The organism is Gardnerella pickettii, from assembly GCF_029226345.1.
Classification (GTDB): domain Bacteria; phylum Actinomycetota; class Actinomycetes; order Actinomycetales; family Bifidobacteriaceae; genus Bifidobacterium; species Bifidobacterium piotii.
Genome location: NZ_JAKNCU010000001.1, coordinates 50,638 through 69,581, shown reverse-complemented (window position 1 = coordinate 69,581; position 18,944 = coordinate 50,638). Strand labels below are relative to the sequence as shown.

Annotated in this window: 15 protein-coding genes and 1 tRNA gene; 6 read left to right on the top strand and 10 right to left on the bottom strand. The window is 40.4% G+C overall.

Going from position 1 to position 18,944, the window contains the following annotated elements; translation table 11 throughout:
- Nucleotides 1–54: 54 nt before the first annotated feature.
- From MAF46_RS00245 to MAF46_RS00225, 5 genes are all read right to left on the bottom strand, one after another.
- Nucleotides 55–1,182: a glycosyltransferase family 2 protein gene (locus MAF46_RS00245; RefSeq protein ID WP_060785606.1), complete on the bottom strand. Its 1,128-nt coding sequence runs from the start codon at nt 1,180–1,182 to the stop codon at nt 55–57.
- 10 nt (nt 1,183–1,192) lie between these two features.
- Nucleotides 1,193–2,089: a glycosyltransferase gene (locus MAF46_RS00240; RefSeq protein ID WP_060785605.1), complete on the bottom strand. Its 897-nt coding sequence runs from the start codon at nt 2,087–2,089 to the stop codon at nt 1,193–1,195.
- A 1-nt stretch (nt 2,090) separates the two neighbouring features.
- On the bottom strand, nt 2,091–3,242 hold the full coding sequence (locus tag MAF46_RS00235; RefSeq protein WP_060785604.1) for an acyltransferase family protein: 1,152 nt from the start codon (nt 3,240–3,242) through the stop codon (nt 2,091–2,093).
- The gene (locus MAF46_RS00230; RefSeq protein WP_060785603.1) at nt 3,235–5,178 is read right to left on the bottom strand and encodes a rhamnan synthesis F family protein; all 1,944 of its coding nucleotides are present in this window, start codon (nt 5,176–5,178) and stop codon (nt 3,235–3,237) included. Before MAF46_RS00230 ends, MAF46_RS00235 begins: the two co-directional genes overlap by 8 nt.
- 88 nt (nt 5,179–5,266) lie before the next feature.
- Entirely contained in the window at nt 5,267–6,589 is a 1,323-nt protein-coding gene (locus MAF46_RS00225; RefSeq protein WP_060785602.1) for a glycosyltransferase family 2 protein, read from the bottom strand.
- 154 nt (nt 6,590–6,743) lie between these two features.
- On the opposite strand from MAF46_RS00225, the gene MAF46_RS00220 reads away from it, so the two are divergent.
- Entirely contained in the window at nt 6,744–8,432 is a 1,689-nt protein-coding gene (locus tag MAF46_RS00220; protein ID WP_060785601.1) for a glucosyltransferase domain-containing protein, read from the top strand.
- Between the two features lie 72 nt (nt 8,433–8,504).
- Here MAF46_RS00220 and MAF46_RS00215 read toward each other — a convergent pair whose 3' ends face one another.
- On the bottom strand, nt 8,505–9,476 hold the full coding sequence (locus MAF46_RS00215; RefSeq protein WP_004129916.1) for a glycosyltransferase family 2 protein: 972 nt from the start codon (nt 9,474–9,476) through the stop codon (nt 8,505–8,507).
- Between the two features lie 65 nt (nt 9,477–9,541).
- Nucleotides 9,542–10,384: an NAD-dependent epimerase/dehydratase family protein gene (locus MAF46_RS00210; RefSeq protein WP_060785600.1), complete on the bottom strand. Its 843-nt coding sequence runs from the start codon at nt 10,382–10,384 to the stop codon at nt 9,542–9,544.
- Nucleotides 10,385–10,561: 177 nt separating this feature from the next.
- Between MAF46_RS00210 and MAF46_RS00205 the strand changes: the two genes are divergently transcribed.
- The 5 genes from MAF46_RS00205 (at nt 10,562) to rfbA (ending at nt 15,815) form a co-directional block, all read left to right on the top strand.
- Nucleotides 10,562–11,425 (top strand): ABC transporter permease, encoded by an 864-nt coding sequence (locus MAF46_RS00205; RefSeq protein WP_060785629.1) that lies wholly within the window; start codon nt 10,562–10,564, stop codon nt 11,423–11,425.
- 152 nt (nt 11,426–11,577) lie between these two features.
- Entirely contained in the window at nt 11,578–12,249 is a 672-nt protein-coding gene (locus MAF46_RS00200; protein WP_373271617.1) for an ABC transporter ATP-binding protein, read from the top strand.
- Nucleotides 12,250–12,305: 56 nt separating this feature from the next.
- Entirely contained in the window at nt 12,306–13,340 is a 1,035-nt protein-coding gene (gene rfbB / locus MAF46_RS00195; RefSeq protein ID WP_004129905.1) for a dTDP-glucose 4,6-dehydratase, read from the top strand.
- Nucleotides 13,341–13,458: 118 nt separating this feature from the next.
- Nucleotides 13,459–14,901: a sugar nucleotide-binding protein gene (locus MAF46_RS00190; RefSeq protein ID WP_060785599.1), complete on the top strand. Its 1,443-nt coding sequence runs from the start codon at nt 13,459–13,461 to the stop codon at nt 14,899–14,901.
- Nucleotides 14,902–14,915: 14 nt separating this feature from the next.
- Entirely contained in the window at nt 14,916–15,815 is a 900-nt protein-coding gene (rfbA, locus tag MAF46_RS00185) for a glucose-1-phosphate thymidylyltransferase RfbA (RefSeq protein WP_004132785.1), read from the top strand.
- 114 nt (nt 15,816–15,929) lie between these two features.
- On the opposite strand, the gene MAF46_RS00180 is transcribed toward rfbA, so the two are convergent.
- From MAF46_RS00180 to MAF46_RS00170, 3 genes are all read right to left on the bottom strand, one after another.
- Complete coding sequence (locus MAF46_RS00180) at nt 15,930–17,897, bottom strand: GH25 family lysozyme (protein WP_060785598.1); 1,968 nt, start codon at nt 17,895–17,897, stop codon at nt 15,930–15,932.
- Between the two features lie 125 nt (nt 17,898–18,022).
- A tRNA-Gly gene (locus MAF46_RS00175) sits at nt 18,023–18,096 on the bottom strand.
- A gap of 198 nt (nt 18,097–18,294) precedes the next feature.
- Nucleotides 18,295–18,813, bottom strand: a complete 519-nt coding sequence (locus MAF46_RS00170; protein ID WP_115757376.1) for a holo-ACP synthase — start codon at nt 18,811–18,813, stop codon at nt 18,295–18,297.
- Nucleotides 18,814–18,944: the final 131 nt, after the last annotated feature.

The following is an 18,944-nucleotide window of genomic DNA, read 5'->3' as shown; positions in this document are numbered from 1 at the left end:
GATTTACACTTTACTCTTCGATTTTTAATTGCATTACTTAATGTTTTTAATGCATTACTTCATGTTTTTGATTTTGTAATCGTAGATTATTTTTTCAAGATTTCTTACACACGACATCGTAAAACATTGCGCGCGCTGTAAAATCGTAAGCTTTTTAACAGCTGATTTAGCAAATTTTACGTCTTTATCATAATTTTTTTCGTATATTTTTTGGATTTCTGCGTCGCTATTTTTTCCGCTTTTAAGCGTATTTTCTCCGCTTTTCAGCGCGCATCGCTCGTACCTCAAATTTCCAACCATTGTGTAGTAGCTTCTTGCTGGCACAACGTTGTGTTCTAAGCACAAATCCCAATTTGCTCGAACAGCGTCTATATGATCGTGGTAAAAGTCCGCGTCTCGCATTTTGTGCGTTACGGAATCTGCGCGTTGCAGCCAGTAATACAACACTGCGTCCACATGCGCCACGCAATTCATGCGCGAGTACAGCACGCTTGCCATCGCCGTGTCTTGCGCAAACTTTCCTTCTGGGAATCGCACTCCTTCCCAAACCTCTCGCTTGTAAAGCCTGCACCAATTCGCTTCGTTAAAGTAGCGCGCTTCGCTGTTTTTGCCTAGCTTGTTTCCGATTATTCTAAATATTTTGCAAAATACAGTTTGATACGCTTTTAGAGGATTTTTTACGATTTTTATTTGAGTCGCGTTCTCTAAACGCGCGGTTGCTTGCGACTTTTCCGCACGCAAACCGCGCGCACTCAAGCCAGCTTCTTTTTTAATATGCTCTAAGCTACTTAGCCCAAATTGCTGCCATTTTGCTTTGCTCATACTAGCTCCGCTTTGCAAAATAGCGTTTAACAAAATCTCAATATTTTTGCAATCTAGAATATCGTCATTGTCTGCAAACGCTATAAATTCCCCACTTGCTGCATCAAGCCCTGCGTTCTGCGCGCGCGATATTCCTCCGTTTTGCTGGTGTATTACTTTAACTCGCGAATCTTTTGATGCGTATGAATCGCAAATTTTACCCGAGTCGTCTTTGGATCCGTCGTCTACTAAAATCAGCTCTATGTTTTTGTAAGTTTGCGCAAGAATCGAATCTACGCATCCGCTCAAATATTTTGCAGAATTGTAGACTGGCACGATTATAGAAACTAGCGGATTTTCGTTTTTAGCGTAATTTTCCATTGCTATCCTTTCAAACCGCGTTCTGTTCTGCTTTACAAGATGAGATTTTGCGCATTTGACGAATCTTTTGCTGCCCATCCTTAAATCCGCGTATCATCGCGCGAACTTTCGCAAATTTATTCTTTTCCCACAGCGCAACGAAAATCATATCTCGCACAACCGCGCGTAACGACTTAGCGTATGAATATGTTCCCATTTTGTAGTCCACTACTTGCATATTTCGCGCTATGTAGTACTTGCGATTTGCGTTGTGATTCCACACGATTGGGTGTTTTATAATCAAGTTTATTGAGCGCGCTTTGCCGATTTGGTGTTCCATTATAACGTTTTGGCACTCTACGATTTGCCAGCCAGCGCGCACTAGTCGCCTTGAAAAGTCGAAGTCTACTCCGTCGATTTCTAGCCATTCGTCAAATCCGCCGATTTTAGCCCACGCTTCTACGCTTGTTAAGCTTCCAGACGTTATACATTCGTCTTCGTGGCATTTGCTGTGTAAAATCGTGCCATCTAAACGATTTTTTAGCAAAGAGCATACAATTGCAATTTTTGAATTTTTTGCATTTTCTTGATTTACAAGACTTCCCTGATTTTCCAGGATTTTCTTGTATTCGCTAATCATGTTGCTTGGCACAACAGAATCGTCGTTAAGCGTTAGAACCCAGTTGAAACCTTGCGATTTTGACCACTTAAACACTTGCGTTAATGCTTTTGCAAAACCAATATTTTGACTGTTTTTAACTAAAGTCACATTTGCGTATTTGCTTACAACTTCTTGCAAACTTTTAACATTTTTAGACGCATTGTCTACGATTATTACGCGCTCTACTTGATTGCATAGCGCTTCTAAACACGTGCTTACGTCTGTTAAAGTTGGATTATAGGTGATTATTCCTGCACAAATATGCATGTTAATCCAAACTGCGATTCGTGCTGCTATTATCACTGCGATTTCTCACAGCACTTTCAACACTATTCTTGCTACTACTTTTCACACAACATTTGCTCACAAAACCAACAATCAAGTTTGTAAAACGCTTGAGTATTACAGAAAGCACAAGAATCACCGCAAACTCTGCGATTAGCAATCCGTACGCTTGCCAGCGATTAAGCCACACAGGGTATATTACTGTAAACACTTGCATTATTAACACATGGTGTACCAAAAAAATCGGGTACGAATATGCGGATATAAACTTTGTGCACGCGCTTAATGGCTTAAAACTTTTAACAAGTTCACCAATATAAGAAAGCAGCAAGAATGCAAATATTCCTACAATTGTAACTGCAATGTTGTCTTTTAATATGTGCGTTAATTGTTGCAATGCAAGAATCACAAAAGATATTGCAGCAAGCCAATGCGGCACTTTTTTAATAAACTTTACAAAAATCATGCCAAATACTAATTCTGGCAATCTTGTTGTTAAAAGAATATCAGACGGCACTCGTGGAATCTGGTAAAACATAAAGAACACAACTGTTGCAGCGTATAAAGCCAACACAATACAAACAGTTGCTATTGGCATTTTGTTTACGCCAACTCTTAAAAGTGGAAACACTATGTAAAACAGTATTATGAATCCTAGGAACCATTCACCTAAAGTGTAAAATGTGCCTACACCGAATGCAGAAGCATAACCATCCATTCCAAAAAGCGAAAAAATTGCTGTTATTTTATGCCTTGGTACAAAAATATGACCGTTATTGCGAATAAACAGTAAAATATTCGCCACTATAAATGCTACCCAAAACATTGGGTATAGTGTTTTTGCGCGCTTTGTGTAGAATGTGCGCAAATCAAGACTTTCTCTATCGCCATAGTTGTACATAAGAGCGGCGCCAGAAATGATCAAAAATAGCGATACTCCTAATCCGCCAATGTAAATTCCAAACGGCCTATTTACAAAGAATCGCGTCGGCTCCAAATACGGATTGTTAAAATGCGTTACAACAATCAAAATCGCAGCTATTGCGCGAATCCAATCCAAATAGAAAAGTCGCGGTTTTTTTGCGCGCGCGCGAGCGCATTTTGTTGCGTCTGTATTTACGCTTATATCACTCATCTTCTTTACCTTCACTATCAACGTTACTTTTACGGCCAATGTGCACAATTCTTTGAGCTATGTACAAAGCCTTATAAAATACGCGTTTTGCAATACTTTTTAGCACTCTTAAAACAGTGTAGCGGAAGCGCTTTCCGCGCATTACTTCTCTACAAGTTTCTTCCAAATTGTGCTTAATCCACGGCGTGCTAACAGATTTTGATAGTTCTCGAACATCGAATTCTAGATTCGTCATCTCTATTCGCGCAAAGTGGTCGGAGAATATGTATGCGTCGTAGTAGCCGTTTGATTGCGGCACATACCCGTATGCTCGCTCTATAAAGTGCAACAACGTTCCGTCTATTTTTAGCGGTTCTGCTGGGAAATCTTCGTAAGTCCACTTTCTATCCAATAGCCCGTGCAGTGCTTTCGTGCGGAACCAGAACATTGTGCCAAGCGGAGCTATAGCGTCTTTGTTTTCGTCTAACGGAACGCTGATTCCTAACGTTTTTTCTAGGAATTTCTTTGTACCCTCAAAGTTTGGACCCCAAGTGTATGTAAATCCTGGGAAGTAGTCTGCATGATTTGGCGGCGTTGGCATTGCCATTCCAAGTCGCGGATGCGTTTCAAACAGATTTATAACGTTTTGCACATACTCTTTACTTGCAAGAATATTTTCAAAACACTTGTAAGCGAATCCGTCGCCTATGCTTCGAGGCGATAATTGCGTGACTTTTTTATCGTGAGCAAAGCATACGTAATCGTACTTCATAAGATCTGCGCCGCCGCCCACTAAGAATGCGCTCACATCTCTACCACGATTTTCAATCAGCCGCACGTCTACGTTATACGGAAGTTGTTTCACGCGTTGTTTCACGATTTGCTGGTTTTCTTTCGATCCTACAGTTAAAATAACATCACATCCCTGCGGCATGGATTGAATATAGTGCAAACTTTTATCTAGCAAATCCATGTAATACAAGTGCATGCACAACGCAACTTTTGGCTTAGATGCAGACTTAGCAGTAGACGTTGATGTAGCTGTTGATGAGCTTTCCACAATCTGATTTTGCGGCAAAATGTATCGCAAATGAAGATTCTTCATCAAATCTGCCATATTCATGCTTCGTAAAGCATTTTCCCAAATCAAATCCGTGTTGTAATCCGTGTGATCACGCAAATACTCGTATAAGTCTAATGCCGAATTTCCAACAGATTGCGTAGAAACGTCGGAGTAATCATGGAAGAAAGACCTGCGCTTAAAAATCGGGCAACGCTTATATTCCACAATCTGCCTTGCAGCATACGTTATTGGACCGTAAGAGTAACCTTCTAAATCACTCGTATCAACGTATACAGACCACTTGTAACCCTTATCTGCAAATCGCTTTGTAAACACAGATTCATGCAATCCAACCGACTCAAAGTAGCTGTTGATTGGCGGAAGATTATTCCAATAATCCTGAAAATCCTTAGATTGAATAAAGCTTTTTCTGTATGCATGAAAATGCGATTGAATATGCTCTGGCAAATATCCGTACGGGCTGTATCCAAATGGGTCTCCATTAACTTTATGAAACTTTGTTATGCCCCAAAAATCAAGGTCTTTTGCGTTCATAGCGTTAAACATTTCGCTAAACGGATAAACTGGACCCATAATCGTAGCGTTAAATAACACTACTTCGTCAAACTTTTCCAGCTCTCCCCAACCGTAAGAATCCATTGCAGTTTTGTACGCCCACACGTCAAAACCCTTGTTTTCGCGCAAAATAAACTTATTCGCATAGCTTTTAAGCATTGCTTTGCTTGGTTCGTCTATTTTTCCGTTTACTACAATCGCAAGCTCGTTAAAGAATGGCTTAAATCCGTCAAGCAACGTAGACACATAACGGTCTGCGTGACCTTGCGCATCATAGAAGAAGAAAATGCCCAAGCGCTTTGGATTTTCCAAAATCATGTTATCTCCCGATTTACCTTTAATTATCTTTGATTATTCTATTGTGTAATTTTGTATTTTGTTTAATCTCAAATTTATTTTTTAGACTTTATTTATCATTCTTTGGTTTAGTAAAGTTTTTAACCATATTTTTTATCTTTTTTGCAAAACGCTTATAAGCTGGCATTGCGTCATAACGTTTTTGCTCTTCAATTTGCAAACGTTTTTGTTCTTCTTCGTATTTTTGTTTACTCACTTGCATAATATGCAAAGACATTAAGTCTACTTGCTCAGCATAAGTTGCGTTCTGTGAATCATTAAAACTATCTGGTTTAATGTTTCGGTAAACGTTAAGAAGAGTATCACAAACGGAGCCGTGTTTTATTACGCAATCATCTTCTACAACTTGATTCATAAGGTGCACAAGCTCTTCTAGCACAATCAAGCACGCGCGCTCTAATCCCCATGTTTTAATAACAGCGTTTATTGCTTCTTGAAAATCCTCGACTTTTAGTCTTGTAAAGAACTCATCTTTTACTATTTTCAAAGCGCGATTATTAAACCATTTTGCAGCTTCTTCAACGGTTTGCTTGCGACTTTTCAGCGCGCAATCGTCGAAAGAATCATTAACAAAAGCACCGTTGGAATCGTCAACAAAATCGCCAGCAAAATCGCAAAAAGCATTCACAACATCTTTAATGTATTGCTGTTCCGTGCTAAATCTTTCAACGCTTATTTTAGATCTTCCAGAAATTCCTCTGCCAATATGGTATTTAAGCGCGCGGAACGCCGTTAAGTCCTTCAAAGTATTAGCAGAAGATGCCGTTACAAAGTATTCGTATGCGTCTTCGACTTTAGTGAGTCTAGTAGAAACTGTTTTTTCAAAAGAAGCGCGTATTAAATCACCCTTAAAAAGTGCTGTTAACATACTCCAAGGCACCCAATGAGCAAGATTGCTAGAAAACGACGATTTTATAATATTGTCTCCCGATTGATCCCCATTAGTTTGCGCAAACATTTGATCGTATCTGTATGCAAAATCCTCCTCCGATTTGCCTTCTGGGTGAATAGAAACACCAAAATGCAATATGTCTGCAGGATGACTACTAGCGTACGAGTAAAGAACTTCGCAAGTTTTAAGCTCAATCTCATCATCTGCGTCAACAAAAAGAACGTAATCTCCAGTAGTTGCCTCAACAGCAGTTTTGCGAGCCATATGCAATCCGCCATTCAAAGCCTTAGCAATAATTTTTACTCTAGAATCTTTATGCTCATAATCGCGAAGAATTTGCAAAGTATTATCTGTACTAGCATCGTCAACAACAATAATCTCAATGTCTTTAAGAGTTTGATTAATAAGTGAATCCATACATTGCTTAATATACGGCTCTTTGTTATAAGCGGGAACCACTATGGAAATTGCAGGATTCATAAATCGTCTCCATTGCACTCTAATCAGTAAAACAGCACAAATCATGTCTATTGTACTACTAAACGTAATCCTTATAGCTTGTTGAGCATGTATAGAATCTTATAATACAATTGTAAGTAGCGCATATAGATTAAACGCATAGAAAGGTTGTATCATGAATCAAACGGAGTCTAGTGGCATTAAAACACTAAATAATAATCCAATACACAACTCATCTGTGCTAGTAAAAAATAACGTGCTAGTAAAAAATAACGAAAAAAGCATAGATAATAACGCAATTGATACAGTTGCAGAAAAAACGTATTCTTTTAAAGACTTCATTTATTTTTGTAAATCTAATGTTGCAGAACTTGCAATAAGCGCGATTTTTTTGATTATTGCATACGGCCAAAAAGCTTTTTCTAACACTTTCTCTATAGATACAGAGGGGATGATTGCACGCGCAAACAATCTTTATAATTCTTGGATTCGCCTAGAACGCTTTGGATTGCTAGCTTTTAAGTACATTACAGGAAGATACTGGTATAACAATTCATTAGCTGGAATCTTAATGGTTCTTGCGCTTTTTGCGTCTGCAACAACATGGGCATACTTGTTTAGCAAATCGCATAATTTAGGCGCAAAATTCCACCCAGCTTTATTTATAATTCCGTTTATAAGCGCTCCTATTCTTGCAGAAATGCTTGGATTCTTGCTTATGGGAGATGATGTAGCTTGTGCGCTAATGTTTGTTAGCATATCGCTTATGTGTGCGCATAACGCGTACCAAACTCGTAAAGAACTTAAAACTCTTTTAACATACTCACTAATGGCTATTGTTTTTGCACTTTTTGGATTCACAATCTACCTAGCAATGACTACTGTTTTTATTGCTGGAACAGCCATGATTGCGCTAATAGTTAAAGGAAACTATGCATGCAAATTCAAAAACACAGTAACTTACGTTTTTACGTATATTTGCGTGTTTATAGCAAGTTATGCATGCTATGCGATTTTGAACAAGATTGTTATGGCTGCCAACCACACCTTTACGGATCCATACATTAAGAACCAAATGCGCTGGGGCAAAGACCCTATATCAACAATCATTCATACTATACTTTCGCATGCAAAAAGCATGTATCTAGGAAGAACAATATTCCATAGCGTATTTATAACAATTGCATTAATTGCTTTAGTGCTGTTAATTATTGTTCAAGTGATTCGTAAAAAACTTAACGCTTTTACTATTATTTTTGCTATTGCTATAGTTGCAAGCCCTATGATGATGAGCGTAATACTTGGAACATCTGGAGTAGCGCGAACGGAACTAACATACCCTCTTGCTGGAGCTTTTGCATGCATGTATTTGTTGCATTACATTATGCAATTTAGCAAAAAGACTTTAACAACGATTATTGCATGCGTTCTTCTTGCAATTATTGGATTAAGCCAGTCGTTTACAGTAAACCGCTTGTATTACACGGAATACATGACTTACAACCAAGACTATTACATTGCTCAAGACGTTGTTAGAAGAATAGAAGCAATACAAGCAAATCATAAAAATCCGCTTAAAGTAGTATTCGTTGGAAATCATAAAGCAAACTACAATCCTAATGAATTTAAGTCAAATCAGCTTGAACTTATTGGGCGATCAATGTTTGAGATTGGATTCTCAACTACTCACGGCACATGGGTAAAAAGTGGTTTCATAAGCTCAACTACTGGAGTTAATCTAGAAACACTTGGATCAGAATCCGACTATATGAATGCAGAAAAAGCCGCGCAAGATATTCCTTCTTGGCCTTCGAATGAATGCACTACTGTTTTAGATAACAAGTATATAATCGTAAAATTCTAAATTACTAACTAAAAATAAAGTTGTTAACGCTTTATAAATGTACCAAACAAACAAGTATAAAGCGTTAGCAACTTAAATAAGTGTTTCAATCTCGTAACGTGGGCGATGCTTAGATTCCATATAAATCTTTCCAATGTATTCGCCCACAATGCCGATTGAAAGCATAATCAATCCGCCAATAAACCACATTGAGAACATAACAGAACCCCAGCCAGCAACTGCTTTTCCTTGCAAAACGGAAACTATTACGTAAACAAATACGCATAGCGAAACTAAAATAGACGCGAATCCTGCAAATGTTACAAAACTCAAAGGCTTAGTAGAAAAAGACGTAATACCGTCTATAGCAAACGAAATCATCTTTTTAAGCGGATACTTAGACACACCAGCTTTGCGCTTACCGCGTACATACTCAACTTTTGTTGACTTAAAGCCAATCGACGGCACTATGCCACGCAAGAAAAGATTAACTTCTTTATATTCCAAAAGAGCTTTCAACGCATTCTTGCCCATAAGTCTATAATCGGCATGATTTGGAACGGTTTCTGCACCCATCCACTTAAAAACACTGTAAAAAGCTAATGCAGTATTGCGCTTAAACCACGTGTCTGTTTCTCTAGACGAGCGAACGCCATACACAACCTCGTAGCCTTCCACATATTTTGCAATAAATTGATCAACAACATCAACATCGTCTTGCAAATCAGCGTCCATGGAAATTGCAGCATCGCAACCAGATTTATATGCTGTAGTTAAGCCAGCAAGCAAAGCATTTTGATGACCACGATTATGCGCAAGCTTTACTCCGCCAAAAAGCGAAGGATTCGACTGGTGTAAATCGCAAATAATATTCCAAGTTGAATCTCTAGAACCATCATCCACAAAAAGAATACGGCTAGAATCCGAAATAATCTTATTTTCAATAAGAAAAGTAACTTTGCTTAAAAGAATACTAGAAGTATGCGGAAGAACAGGCTCCTCGTTGTAGCAAGGAAGAACAAAATATATGCATGGGCACTTGCCGTTTTGCAATGTTTCACGCAACTTTAATCCTTTCTAAAAACCATAATTTAGCATTAAAAATCCAGAAAAGTGACGATTTGCAATAACTATTTTAGAAAATCACTCATAATCTTTTGGATTTTGCTATTATCTCCCCAAACTGCTGGAGAATCGTATGGTCTATCTGGAAATGCGCCATACTCAAGCGAAATATCAAGATTATTCTCGCGAATGTAACGCTCAACGCGATCTGCAAGCGAAACAGGCTCCCCCGTGCAGCAATTAATTACGCCATTTACTTTATCTTGCAAAACGGTTGCAGCAATTTGCTTAGCCAACACGTCTACATTAATAAAATCGTACTTGTTTTTTCCAGTGGTAAACGGAAAAGTCTTCTTTCCTTCTTGAGCAGCTTGAAGAAGTTTAGAGAAAATAGAGTTTCCACGAGCGTCGTCGCCAACAATGTAGTACGCACGAATCCATTGAACAGTGGCATTATACTCTTTACCCAAAAGCAAAGTAGCTTCACGCAAAGCATTCTTAGAAATGCCATACATAGAAGCTGGCTTGCAAGGCGTGCTCTCATCAATAGCGCCCTCCCAGTAGCCAACTTCGTGCATAGAACCCATAACAGCAATCTGCTTTAAGCCACCCGAAAGCATAAGACGAATAAAGCGGTAATGGTTCGATAAATCTTCCATGTGAGTGTCTGCAGCATGCTTAAAACCGTTGCGCCAAGCCATGTGCAAGCAAACGTCTGGAGACCCAAGCTTTGCAAACAAATCAGCATCATCACTAAAAATATTCGCTTCAATACGCGTTGCGCGCTCATCAACACCGTCTAAACGCAAGTCGGAAGCAATTACGCTAGCGCCTGCATCTAAAAGAGCTTTAACAACGTGACGACCAATATACCCACCAGCACCAGTAACAAGAATTCGCTTACTCATAATTTTTCAGTTTAGCAGCGTATAAAAACTTTCAAACATGCCAAGCACAGTAAAGCTATAAACAAAAGCAACCTAACACAAAACACGTGCTAGTTATTAGCACAAATCAATCCCCAAATGTAAACTTAACAAAGTTATACGTGCATGCACACTGCAAATTTTGTAAGAAAGGCAGCGATGACAACAAAGTCTGACGCCATCTATCACCCTGGTAGAAGCAAAGGTCTGATTGACATTCCAAGATACCTTTATTTGCTTGACTTACTTGTAAAAAAAGAAGTACGCATAAGATATCGCGGTTCTTGGCTCGGTATGGCTTGGACGTACGTAAAGCCAATAACACAATTTGTAGTGTTCTACGTTGCAATGGGAATTTTCTTAGGACTTGGCCGCGGAGGTGGAATTCAAGCCTACCCACTGTACCTTTTTAGCGGAATCATAGTAACAAACTTTTTTGTAGAAGCATTCTCTAATTGCACAAGATCAATACTTTCTAATGCTGGCCTAATACAAAAAATCTATCTTCCTAGAGAACTATTCCCACTTGCATCGCTACGAGTTGCTTTTGTGCACTTTTCCCCACAAGTAATCGTGCTTATAATCGGAGCTTTATGCATGGGGTGGATTCCAGATTTTGCAGGCATAATAGTGGCAATAATCGGATTTATTAGCGTGTGCACGTTTGCGTTTGGTCTTGGATTATTCTTTGGAGCAATCAACGTTTTTTACAGAGATGCAGAAAATATTACAGACTTAGTGGCGATGGTTGCCGTATGGCTTGCGCCGTGCTTCTACACATGGCAAATGGTTGCAGCTCACGCACCACGATGGGTTTTAGAGATGTATTATGCAAATCCTATTGCAATAAGCGTTGAAGCATTCCACCGCGGATTCTGGCTAAATGCCACAGATCGCACTTTCCAATTTGCAGGAGCTTGGTCTTTAAGACTTTGCGAAAGCCTTGTAGTTGCATTTGCTGTACTACTTATTGGCGAAGTTACATTTAGACATCTTGAAGGCAAGTTTGCTCAAGAAATTTAAGCTTACTAAGATTTTGTGGATTTTACTTTTAAGAGCAGCAGGAGTTATATATGAATAAGCCTTATAACACACTTCCAGAAGACGTTGTGTTAAGCGTTTCTAACGTTACTAAACGATTCTCGCTGCGAGCAAATCATTCGATTAAAGAGTCGATTGTAAACTTGCTGACACCGCCGTCTAAAAAGCACGAGACACAAAACTTTACAGCTTTAAGCAATGTTAGTTTTACTATTAAACGCGGCGAAACTGTTGGACTAATAGGCATGAATGGCTCTGGAAAATCTACTATGCTTAAAATGCTTTCTGGAGTTATGCAACCAGACGAAGGCGAAGTTTGTGCGCGCGGAAGAATCGCAGGACTAATCGAAGTTGGAGCAGGATTTGCTGCCGACTTAACTGGTCGCGAAAACGTGTATCTTAACGGCGCAATTCTTGGAATGACAAAAGAAGAAATAGACGATAAATACCAATCAATAGTAGACTTTAGCGAAATAGAGCCTTTTATGGATACAGAAGTTAAGTTCTACTCTTCTGGAATGTTCTTACGATTAGCGTTTTCTGTAGCAGCGCACAGCGATCCAGACATATTCTTAATCGACGAAATTCTTGCAGTTGGAGACGAAGCTTTCCAACACAAGTGCATCACTAGGCTTAAAGAGCAGCAAAAACGAGGGCAAACAATGGTAATTGTTTCGCACAGCGAAGATCAGATTAAGCAACTTTGCTCTCGCTGCATAGTGCTGTCTCATTCACACATGATTTACGACGGTGAAGCCGAGCCAGCATTTAACGCAATGCGAGAAAGCTTAAACAATAAAGCATAAACAAAAATCTTAAACAATAATCAAAACTAAAAGCAAAAGGCATATAAGAGGATATTATGGAAAACATGAGTAACACAACAAACTTTGAGCCAAAAAACATAATTGTAACTGGCGGATGTGGCTTTATTGGGTCTAATTTTGTGCACTACGTAGTGAACAATCACCCAGAAACGCACGTAACAGTATTAGACGCGTTAACGTACGCCGGAAATATTGAAAATATTGCAGGATTGCCAGAAGACAGAGTTGATTTTGTGCACGGCAATATTTGCGATGCTGAGCTTTTAGATAAGCTTGTTCCAGGGCACGACGCGATTGTGCACTACGCTGCAGAATCGCATAATGACAACAGCATTGCAGACCCTGAACCGTTCCTTAAAACCAACGTTGAAGGCACTTTTAGACTTCTAGAAGCAGTTAGGAAGTACGGCATTCGATACCATCACATTTCCACAGATGAAGTGTACGGAGATTTGGCATTAGACGACCCAGCCAAGTTCACTGAAGAAACGCCATACCACCCATCCAGCCCATACAGCTCCACAAAAGCTGCAAGCGATATGCTGGTACGCGCATGGACCCGCACATACGGTTTGCACACAACAATCAGCAACTGCTCAAACAACTACGGACCATACCAGCATGTTGAAAAGTTTATTCCTCGACAAATCACAAATATTTTAGAGGGTATTCGACCAAAGCTATACGGCCAAGGATTAAACGTGCGAGATTGGATTCACACTGAAGACCACAGCAGCGCTGTTTGGACAATCCTAACAAAGGGAGAACTTGGAAACACGTACCTGATTGGCGCAAATGGCGAGAAAAACAATATAACAGTTTTGCGCATGATTCTTGAAATGATGGGCAAAGATGCAGACGACTTTGACCTTGTAAAAGATCGCCCAGGCCACGATCGCCGTTACGCAATCGACAGCACAAAATTGCAAACGCAGCTTGGATGGAAGCCAAAGCACACAGACTTTACAACAGGCTTAGAGCAAACAATCAAATGGTACACAGAAAATCGAGCATGGTGGGAAGGCGCTAAAAGCGCAACCGAAGCGAAATATAAAGCACAAGGACAGTGAATCGCATAAAAGTCAAGATTGCTTGTACGAAGATTGCATGCAACTTGTATGTAATAGTTTGCAAATCTAGCCAAAAATAGTCATAAATCTAATAAAAATAAAGAATTTGCAGGATGCTATGGAATTTGAAAAAGAACTAAGCGTTACAAAAACCAATATTCCAGGTTTAATCGTGTTCGATCTTCCAGTGCACGGAGACAACCGCGGATGGTTCAAAGAAAACTGGCAGCGCGCTAAAATGACGGCTCTAGGTCTCCCCGACTTTGGGCCTGTGCAAAACAACATTTCGTTCAACGAAAAACGCGGAGTAACCAGAGGCATCCACGCAGAACCATGGGATAAATACATAAGCATTGCTACTGGCGAAGTATTTGGCGCATGGGTAGATTTAAGACCAGGGCAAAGCTTCGGTCAAGTGTACACAACCACACTAAACCCAAGCAAAGCAATCTACGTGCCTAGAGGCGTAGGAAACAGCTTCCAAGCACTGCAAGACGGCACAGCATACACTTACTTAGTAAATGCACACTGGTCGCTAGAGCAAAAGAAAACATACACTTTTGTAAACCTTGCAGACCCAGAATTACACATTAATTGGCCAATACCGCTCGAAGAATCCGAGCGCAGCGAAGCAGACTTACACCATCCAATGCTAAAAGATGCAAAGCCAATGGCACCAAAGCGCACTCTTGTAACTGGATGCAATGGTCAACTTGGTCGCGCAATACAAAACTATGCTAAAGAGCATAATTTAGAAGGATTTGAGTACGTAGACTTAGATAGCTTCGATATAGCAAATAAAGACGATTACAACAGCTACGACTGGGATTTGTACGGAACGATTATTAACACAGCAGCATACACGTCTGTAGATGGCGCGCAAACGCCACAAGGGCGAAGAGCCGCGTGGAATAGCAACGTTAAAGGAGTGGCAAATCTTGCAAAAATTGCGCAAGAGCACCACATTACTCTTGTGCATATTTCAAGCGACTATGTTTTTGACGGCACTCAAGAAAATCACAAAGAAAACGAAGACTTTGCGCCACTAGGCGTGTACGGCGAAACAAAAGCTGCAGCAGATTCTCTAGTAGCAAACGTTCCACAACATTATATTATTCGCTCAAGCTGGATTGTTGGAGAAGGCCGAAACTTTGTAACGCGCATGATTGACTTTGCAAACCGTTGCAAAAATGGCGAATCTGTTAGTGTTCAAGCTCCAATAGATCAAACCGGCAGACTCACTTTTGCCAGCGATTTAGTTAAAGGAATATTCCATCTTTTAGACACAAACGCAGAATACGGAACCTACAATCTTACAGGATCTGGCAAAATCGCGTCTTGGCACGATATTGCTAAAAAAGTGTTTACACAACTTAATGTAGACACAAGCAAAATCGAAGCAAATCGCGTAGACGATTACACGCGCATATCTAATGGCTCTCCTAGACCACACAAGTGCGCACTTGACTTGCAAAAAATCGAGTCCACTGGATTTACGCCAGGCGATTGGGAAGATTTGCTTGAATCTTACGTAAATAGAATTGAACAAAACAACAAGTAAAGGATGTTTCAAAGATGAAAGGCATTATTCTTGCTGGCGGTTCTGGCACACGCCTATACCCACTTACTACAGTAACGTCTAAGCAGCTTTTGCCAGTTTACGATAAGCCAATGGTGTATTACCCTCTTAGCGTGCTTATGATGGCTGGAATCCGAGATATTCTTGTGATTTCTACTCCTCAAGACTTGCCGAATTTTGAAAGGCTGCTTGGAAGCGGAGAGCAATTTGGAATCAACTTATCTTACAAAGTTCAGCCATCGCCAGACGGACTTGCTCAAGCATTTATAATCGGAGAAGAGTTTATAAATGGCGATTCTTGCGCGCTTGTTCTTGGAGACAATATATTCTACGGAAATGGCTTGGGAGCAATTCTAAAGCGCGCTGCACACGTAGAACACGGCGCTACAGTATTTGGCTACTACGTAGACGACCCAGAAAGATACGGCGTTGTGGAATTTGACGAAAATCACAAGGCCGTTAGCATAGTAGAAAAACCAGAACACCCAGCATCAAACTATGCTGTTACAGGCTTATACTTCTACGATTCCAGAGTTACAGAGTTTGCAAAACAAGTTAAGCCGAGCACGCGCGGAGAACTTGAGATTACAGACCTTAACAAAATGTACTTAGAAAATGGCTCTCTAAACGTTATGACTCTTGGCCGCGGATACGCGTGGCTAGACACTGGCACAATGGACTCGCTTTACGAAGCGGGCGAATTTGTGCGCACAATAGAGCGAGCGCAAGGGCTGCCAATCGCAGTGCTTGAGGAGATTGCGTACGAAAACCAGTGGATTAGTCGCGAGCGTTTGCTTGAGTCTGCAGAAAAATATGGCAAAAGCAACTATGGCAAGCACTTAAAGCAGGTTGCGGAAAATCGCATTATTATATCTAAAGATTTGTTTGAAGATTAGTAAAATAAATTAATAACTTAATTTAACAAAAAGACCGAGCTGTTTACGCACGGTCTTTTTATTTTATTTACTGACTTTTTCTATCTTTACATAAAGTTACATAAAGATTAAGAATCACACTCCAAAAGCATAGGTCTTAGTGTCTTGAAGCTTACCATCTTTTGAATACGCTTCGAAATGAGTCCAATAAATTCCAGGATGAGGACTCCACAAAGCCCATGGCCCCTTAAATTGGCTCACCCACTGCTTAGCGTTGTAATCGTAAATCTTAATAATCGTATATCCACTAGGATTATTCGTTACAGCGCCTAAGAGAACGCTACTTCCTTGCCAAGCTGCGTAAGTTCCAGAAACAATCGTTTTTTCAACAAACTCAGGCTCAACAGGATTGTTTACTTGATAGTGGAAGGCAATTGTTTTAGTTCCAAGAGACTTATAAGTGTAAGCATCGCGAACTTCGCAATGAAGCCAATAATCACCATTGCTTGTTACCCAAGATGCCCAATTGCCAACACTCCAATCAGATATTGTACGCCATTGTTTATTATACAAATCGTAAGAAAGCCAACGATATTCCAAGCGTCTATTCAAATTGCCTGTAACAGCAGCTCCAACAGCAATATCGTTATTGCGAATAATCCACGTAAAGTCTACGCTAGTTTGCGTTACTGGAGAATTTGGACCAGTTCCAAACGCGCTAACATCAACATTTCCATCAATACCAGATATGCGAGCCTTAGACGTGTACTGCCATCCGCGCAACGCCGTTCTAATGTTAAATAGCGGAGTTGCGCCGTAGCTAGCAACCCAACTTGCTCGATCGTGAATGTATTGCGAATTAAGCGGGCCTCTCAAATAGTTTGCATATGAGTAAATGCCAAGATTTGTGTATCCTGCGCTATACAGCTGATTCCACCAAGACGAAACAATGTTTTGGTAAACGTATGGGCTAGTTGGAGCAGTGTGGCCAGCCCAAACCCATTTTTCAAGATCGTAGTAAACAGGATAAGAAAGGTCGCCTGGACTAACGCCTGCGCGCCTAAGAAGACTTGCAACGTCTGCGCCCTCGTTAGCGCCATCTTCTGGTTTTTCGGCGTAAGAATACATGTAAATTCCAAATGGAATGCCTAAACGCTTGCATTCTCTAATATTTCGCAAAGCGTATTTATCGTAGCCGTTTTCCCATCCGTAGCTAATTCGTATAATCGCGCCTTCTACGCCAGCTGCCTTAGCTGCAGCCCAGTTAATTTCTTTTTGATATTCGGAAACATCAATCACACCACTGGCGTTGTACGCAAACAGGCTTCCATTGCCATCATAGAATGCCTGAGTTCCGTTGTAGTCTCCCCACCTAGTGCCAAAGCCGTTTGTTGGCAAAGAAATCTTACGCACCGAGCCATAAGTTGTATACGTGGATGTTCTAGATTCTAAAGCTTGTGACTCCTGGCTCTTTTCGTTTGAGTCAGTTTCTTGGGGATTTTTTTGATTAGAGCTTATAAGAACAACCTTATTTTTTCTAAGAGAACGCTTATTTTCAACACGCTTTTTGCTAGAAATCGGAGTGTTATTGGTGGTAGAAGAATCAGCATTAGTACTGCTCGAATTTTCGCGCTTTATCTCTTTTCGCAAATCGCCAACAGTTATAGGCGTAAAACGTTCACCGTTACTTTTAGCGAGTGGATCTGGCTGCTTATCTTTAGTTCCAACAAGCTTAGAGTCGGTAACAGTTTGGCCAGTTTTAAGTGACTTTAATTCTCCATTATCTGCAATCGCATACTTTGAAGAAACAACTTCATCTTTGTTTGTAAAGGAAGATGCCACTTTTTTAGGCAACTTAGAATCATTGCGTGAATCGCCATTAGAAAACGCATTTAATTGATCTTCTTCAACAGTGTTAGTGCCATTATCTGACAATTCCGCACTATTTTCACCATCTGCGCTATCTGCAATATTTGCGACTTTGGAAGCAACATTCTTAAAATCCCAACGATTTTCTACCTTAAACGCAGGAGCAGAATTTACAACAAGAGCTGTTGCTATAGAAACTAAACTTGCAATTACACGTACAATAAACTGTCCCAAAATCCCTCCAGACACATGTTTTACGTGTTTAACTGTTACAACAATACCAACATGCGCAAACAGCTTAAAACATGTGTGCATGAAAACAAAATGGAATCAAATAAGAACAAAAGTAAGAATAAAAGTGGAGCGGATGACGGGAATCGGACCCGCGTCATCAGTTTGGAAGACTGATACTCTACCATTGAGCTACATCCGCAATATGCAAATTTTGCAAGCTATTAGTTACCATGCAAAACAGCAACTCGATTAATTATACAGACTGTTTAGACCTAAAGCAACTTTCGACACTCGCGCTAAATTGTACAATTCTCGGAAAATTTGCACATTTAGTGCACATTGAATACACATTCATGCGTAAAATTCGCTGCATGCTCGCATGATTAAGGTTTTATGATTAAGACTCGCGTAACTCTAAAACAACAAACGCAAGTGCAATAGCAGAAGAATTTTGCACTAAGCCATCGTGACTTAAAGACACACGCCAATTAGGGTGATTTACGCGATTTACACCATTAACGCTTACATTAGCGCTGGCGGATTCATGCAGATTAGTCGCCTCTGGCGTGTGCAATGACTCTAAAAGCTTTTGATTAACGTCTTCACTAAGCCGAACGCTTGGGCATCCATGCGAATCGTCTAAAATCTCAATGCTTGCCCAAGGCGTGTTGTCTAAAGTATACGGATATTGCAAACCAAGAGTGCTCATAGCCTCGCACCACGCTTTTATAACCGCCTCTTTACCAGCCCAGCGAGCCGCAATATGAATCGCCTCAGCGTCGTTTTTTAAGTGTGCTCGCATGGCGCACTGCCTAAGCTCACGCGTAGAAAATAGCGAGCGCCACCCATTGCCATCTTGCATTTGTTGCGCAAAATCCGCAACATTAACAACATCGCAACCAATGCCTGCAATCATTGAACTCACTTCCTAACTACTATATAGCGCGCCAACCTGCCGGAGCGCTTAAAGCGTAGCGCGCGAAGGCAATTTGGCGCGCTGAGCCGCTCAGCGTAGAAGCACGGTGTGCTTCTACGGCGGCGAAGACG

What these genes read in the sequence shown, in the direction of transcription:
- MAF46_RS00245 (WP_060785606.1), bottom strand. Translation starts at nt 1,182, where the DNA reads ATGGAAAATTACGCTAAAAACGAAAATCCGCTAGTTTCTATAATCGTG.
- MAF46_RS00240 (WP_060785605.1), bottom strand. Translation starts at nt 2,089, where the DNA reads ATGCATATTTGTGCAGGAATAATCACCTATAATCCAACTTTAACAGAC.
- MAF46_RS00235 (WP_060785604.1), bottom strand. Translation starts at nt 3,242, where the DNA reads ATGAGTGATATAAGCGTAAATACAGACGCAACAAAATGCGCTCGCGCG.
- MAF46_RS00230 (WP_060785603.1), bottom strand. Translation starts at nt 5,178, where the DNA reads ATGATTTTGGAAAATCCAAAGCGCTTGGGCATTTTCTTCTTCTATGAT.
- MAF46_RS00225 (WP_060785602.1), bottom strand. Translation starts at nt 6,589, where the DNA reads ATGAATCCTGCAATTTCCATAGTGGTTCCCGCTTATAACAAAGAGCCG.
- MAF46_RS00220 (WP_060785601.1), top strand. Translation starts at nt 6,744, where the DNA reads ATGAATCAAACGGAGTCTAGTGGCATTAAAACACTAAATAATAATCCA.
- MAF46_RS00210 (WP_060785600.1), bottom strand. Translation starts at nt 10,384, where the DNA reads ATGAGTAAGCGAATTCTTGTTACTGGTGCTGGTGGGTATATTGGTCGT.
- MAF46_RS00205 (WP_060785629.1), top strand. Translation starts at nt 10,562, where the DNA reads ATGACAACAAAGTCTGACGCCATCTATCACCCTGGTAGAAGCAAAGGT.
- rfbB (WP_004129905.1), top strand. Translation starts at nt 12,306, where the DNA reads ATGGAAAACATGAGTAACACAACAAACTTTGAGCCAAAAAACATAATT.
- MAF46_RS00190 (WP_060785599.1), top strand. Translation starts at nt 13,459, where the DNA reads ATGGAATTTGAAAAAGAACTAAGCGTTACAAAAACCAATATTCCAGGT.
- rfbA (WP_004132785.1), top strand. Translation starts at nt 14,916, where the DNA reads ATGAAAGGCATTATTCTTGCTGGCGGTTCTGGCACACGCCTATACCCA.
- MAF46_RS00170 (WP_115757376.1), bottom strand. Translation starts at nt 18,813, where the DNA reads ATGATTGCAGGCATTGGTTGCGATGTTGTTAATGTTGCGGATTTTGCG.